The sequence below is a fragment of the Thermoleptolyngbya sp. M55_K2018_002 genome, assembly GCF_015295965.1.
Taxonomy (GTDB): Bacteria; Cyanobacteriota; Cyanobacteriia; order Elainellales; family Elainellaceae; genus Thermoleptolyngbya; species Thermoleptolyngbya sichuanensis.
On record NZ_DVEA01000067.1, the window covers coordinates 1 to 4624 of the forward strand.

General features: G+C 52.1%; 4 protein-coding genes. 3 read left to right on the forward strand and 1 reads right to left on the reverse strand.

What is annotated here, in order from left to right:
• Positions 1-472: 472 nt before the first annotated feature.
• Both IGS51_RS03270 and IGS51_RS03275 read left to right on the forward strand, forming a co-directional pair.
• Positions 473-2194, forward strand: a complete 1722-nt coding sequence (locus tag IGS51_RS03270; RefSeq protein ID WP_297075849.1) for an ATP-binding protein — start codon at positions 473-475, stop codon at positions 2192-2194.
• Entirely contained in the window at positions 2187-2585 is a 399-nt protein-coding gene (locus IGS51_RS03275) for a response regulator (protein WP_297075852.1), read from the forward strand. Before IGS51_RS03270 ends, IGS51_RS03275 begins: the two co-directional genes overlap by 8 nt.
• A 9-nt stretch (positions 2586-2594) precedes the next feature.
• On the opposite strand, the gene IGS51_RS03280 is transcribed toward IGS51_RS03275, so the two are convergent.
• Positions 2595-3182, reverse strand: coding sequence for a response regulator (locus tag IGS51_RS03280; protein ID WP_297075855.1), 588 nt, complete (start codon positions 3180-3182; stop codon positions 2595-2597).
• Positions 3183-3611: 429 nt separating this feature from the next.
• Between IGS51_RS03280 and IGS51_RS03285 the strand changes: the two genes are divergently transcribed.
• A partial coding sequence (locus IGS51_RS03285; protein WP_297075858.1) for a homocysteine S-methyltransferase family protein occupies positions 3612-4624 on the forward strand: 1013 nt, incomplete at its 3' end.

The window sequence follows — 4624 nt, forward strand, 5'->3', positions numbered from 1 at the left end:
GGAGAAGGGGAGCCAGATATGGGGTTGAAGTCCCTCTCCCGCTCTGGGAGAGGGCTTAAAGCCTTCGGCATACCAGAAAAGGGTGAGGGCTGAAGTTGCTGCGTGAAGTATATTAGTGCCTTGGCAAGTCCTTAGCGCTGCAACTGGGTATCGTCTCACAAATTATCAATCATTACCCAGATTTGTATCCAAAAATGCTTTTTGGGAAGCCACTTACTCGAAAAGATTAACCAAAACGCAGAGTCATTTTCAGCCATCTGGCCGAAAAGCAGTCATTTTGGCTATAAATTGCCAAAGCTATAGATCAATTCCCAGGAAAACGGTCAACACTAAGACCAACAAAATTTTAGCTGGTTACGCTCGGCTTTTCTCTATGATGAAAGCCTGCCAAGCATCTCGTCCAAAAGACTGGCGACAGCTTGAAACCGCAGCATCCCCAACAGCCTGATTTCCCTGCTCAACCCTTCAACCCGTGGCACCCAACATCACAATGCTCAACCCCGTCAAAAGCTCGATAGACACCCTGGTTTCTCACACCTCAAATCAGTTTAAAGCAGGATTTTCAACCGTTTCAGTTCTGGCTGCCGCTCTGACCTTTGCTGTTACAGGGAGTGCGGTGATCTATGGGCTAAATCAAATAGCAGAGCGAAGCAATGATGCTCGGCTTTTGCTGACGCAGATCAAAGAACAGGTGAGCCGCCTCAATGCGCTGGAGTGGGAAGGCATTTCCAAGGGAAAGATTGACGAAGACCTCACTGAAGAACTTGCTGAAAATCAGGAAAATACGGATGAAATTCTGGAAGAACTCCATCAGATTGGCAAACAAAAGTATCAGGCCAATTTAGATCGAGTGTTTGCTTTGTATGCGTCCTACAAACGGAAAATGGAAGGTATTTTTAACCTGGTTGAATCTGGGGATATTCAACGGGTTATCGCAGTGGAATCAGATGAGGCTGATAGAATCTATGACGAGTTGTACGATGAAATTGTTGAGCTAGAAGAGATTTTTGTTCAGTACAAGCTGCAAGCCAGAACGCTGGCTCAGTTTGGAACTGTGTTTTCATTGATCGCTGCTGCGTCGGCCATTAGCCTGCTTTTTCACAGATTCAGCTACAGGCTATGGGACAAGAACCGTACTTTGGAAGCGGCGTTTAGTGAACTGAAAAGCACACAGGATCATTTAATTCAGCAGGAGAAGATGGCGGCTTTGGGGCAACTGATTGCCGGAGTGGCCCACGAAATTAACAATCCCCTGGGCGCGATCCGAGCCTCAGCAAGCAATACAGACAGTGCGCTGAAAGAGGCGATCGCCGATTTGCCAAACCTGAATCATCATCTCACCACCGAACAACAAGAGAGCTTTTTTGCATTAATTTCCAAGGCGCTCAATTCCCCCTCCCTGGTGCTGTCTCAGGAGCAGCGTGCTATCAAGCGAGGAATCGTGGCGCAATTGCAATCCCACAATATTGAAGATCCCAGATACGTGGCAGATTTGTTAGTAGATATTGGTGTTCGAGACGACCTTGACTTTCTAATGCCAATTCTCAAGAGTGAACATCGAGATTGGGCAATTCATCTAGCCCACAGCCTTGCCAGTTCTTTTCTCAATAACAAAACGATTCTGCGGGCCGTTGAGCGTTCTTCTAAAATTGTCTTTGCCCTCAAGAGCTACGCTCGATTCGACCAGAGCGGAGACAAGAAACTGCTACAGGTCAGCGATGGCATTGAAAATGTTCTAGAAATTTATCACAACCAAATCAAGCGCAACATTCAGTTAAACTGCAACTATCAGGAAGTGCCCAGTATTTTGGGCTATCCCGACGAGCTAATCCAGGTTTGGACAAACTTGATTCACAATGCGATCCAGGCGATGGAATCCGGTGGAACTTTGACCATTTCAATTGCCGAGAAAGATGGTGGAGTCGAAGTGCGTATTGCCGACACAGGCAACGGCATTCCACCACACGTAAAGGATCGAATGTTTGACGCATTCTTCACCACCAAATCGGCTGGGCAGGGAAGTGGTTTGGGATTGTACATCAGTAAAAAAATCGTTGACAAGCACCGTGGCTCTATCGAAGTAGAGAGCTGCCCTGGGAATACTGAATTCAGGGTTTGGCTGCCGATTGAGGAAGCGCCAAGTCAAGACTCTCGACCCAATGAGGAAGTTATCAAGGAATTTACTCATGTCTGATGCAGCGATTCTCTGTGTAGATGACGAAACTGTTGTTCTCGCTTCACTAAAATCCCAGTTGCAGCGATTGTTTGGCCGTCAATACGCCTATGAGTTTGCACAAAGTGCAGAAGAAGCCTGGGAAATTATCAGCGAACTTGAGGAAGAGGAGATCAAGATTTTAATTATTGTGTCTGATTGGCTCATGCCCAATGTGAAAGGTGATGAATTTCTGACCCAGGTTCATCAGCAGTTTCCCCAAATTGTGACTGTGATGCTGACCGGGCAGGCCGATGAAGCTGCGATTGAGCGGGCGAGACAGCAGGCCAACCTCTATACCTGTCTCCGCAAGCCTTGGACAGAGGAAGAACTGAAGCAGATGATTGACTCGGCATTAAGCGAGCAGAAGTAGCATTGACAGCTATCCCAACTTCTGGCGCACCAGGGCGACGACCTGCGCCATCTGCTTTTTCAGGGTTTCCACTTCCGTTCGCAGGCGGGCATTTTGGTTGCGGAGTTGCTGCACTTCGGCCTTGAGTTGCTGGAGTTCGGTGGCTCCGTTGGACGCAACGGCGGGAGCGTCTTCCACCTCCGCTGGAGAGCGCATCGGAATCGCTGCCACCTCTTGGCGATCCTTTGCCTTTGCGGTGGCAGAGCGAATTGCGTTGAACAGATGCGACTGGCCAAACGGCTTGCCGACAAATTCAAAATAGTCAAACAGTTCTGGCACGGTTTTTTCCACGTCCTCGCGGCGACCCGACATCATCACGATCGGGATCGACTTGAGCCGGGGATCGGCCTGGATCGTCTGCACGACTTCCCAGCCGTTCATGCGCGGCATAAAGAAATCCAGCAGCACTAAATTGGGGCGCTCTTGGCGAATCACATGTAGCCCTTCCACCCCGTCTCGCGCCTCGATCACCTCATAGCTGCCGCGCGGAAGCATGTCTCGCACCTGCATCCGAATCGTCTTGCTGTCGTCCACAATCAGGATTTTGAGGCTCGCCATAGGGGTTATCGCGTTGCACGCCGTCGTGCAGATGAGGGGGAAGATGCGGGGCGATCGCTGTTGGGGCGATCGCCCTATTCCCAAGTGTATGCATAAGTGAGGATTCCCTCACGCCTGCGTTTCATTTCGCTTTTTTCTCTGGACTTCGCCGTTGGCCGCACCCAGATTGTCTGGTGAATCCATCTGGTGAATCCTGAGACTTGCGGGGGCGATCGCTTGGGTCACACCAGCGAGTGAGATACGCTAGACAATACCGACAAAAGACAACACCGACAAAAGACAATACCGACAAACCCTAGAACGACTGCGCCAGCCCTCACCTAAATCCCTCTTCCGGCGGGAGAGGGACTTTGCTCCCCTTTTCCTGCGGGAGAAGCAGCCGGGGAATGAGGGCAAACCCTGCCTCCACACCAAGCTCAACTTGCACCTATGAACAGCGCCTTTCTCAATCGTCTCCATAGCCCCGATCGCCCGGTGATTGTCTTCGACGGCGCGATGGGCACCAACCTTCAGGTGCAAAACCTGACGGCAGAAGACTTTGGTGGCGCAGAGTATGAGGGCTGCAACGAGTATCTGGTCGTCACCCGGCCAGAAGCCGTTGCCAAAGTGCATCGGGACTTTCTCGCCGCTGGGGCCGATGTGATCGAAACCGACACCTTTGGTGCAGCCTCCATTGTGCTGGCGGAATATGACCTGGGCGATCGCGCCTATGAACTCAACAAGCTGGCAGCGGAACTGGCAAAACGCTGCGCCGAAGAATTTTCCACCCCCGACAAGCCCCGCTTTGTAGCCGGGTCGATGGGCCCCACCACCAAGCTGCCCACCCTTGGCCATATCGACTACGACACGATGAAGGCGGCTTTTGAGGAACAAGCTGAGGGACTCTACGACGGCGGCGTAGATTTGTTCATTGTGGAAACCTGTCAGGACGTGCTGCAAATCAAGGCGGCGCTGAACGCAATCGAGGCAGTGTTTGCGCGGAAGGGCGATCGCCGTCCGCTGATGGTGTCCGTGACGATGGAAATTCAGGGCACGATGCTGGTCGGCTCCGACGTGGCCGCCATGCTCACCATTCTGGAACCCTACCCCATCGACATCCTGGGGCTAAACTGCGCCACCGGCCCCGACCGCATGGCCGACCACATCCGCTATCTGTCGCAGCATTCCCCCTTTGTCATTTCCTGCATCCCCAATGCGGGCATCCCCGAAAACGTTGGCGGCCATGCCCACTACAAGCTCACGCCAATGGAACTCCGCATGGCCCTGATGCACTTTGTCGAAGACCTGGGCGTGCAGGTGATCGGCGGCTGCTGCGGCACGCGCCCAGAACACATCCAGCAGCTAGCCGAAATCGCCCCCACCCTCAAGCCCAAAGCTCGGGCCGTCAGGAGTCAGCACCCACCCACCACAAACCATCCCCCCCAAAATCCAAAATCCAAAAT

What these genes read in the sequence shown, in the direction of transcription:
- IGS51_RS03280 (WP_297075855.1), bottom strand. Translation starts at nt 3,182, where the DNA reads ATGGCGAGCCTCAAAATCCTGATTGTGGACGACAGCAAGACGATTCGG.
- IGS51_RS03275 (WP_297075852.1), top strand. Translation starts at nt 2,187, where the DNA reads ATGTCTGATGCAGCGATTCTCTGTGTAGATGACGAAACTGTTGTTCTC.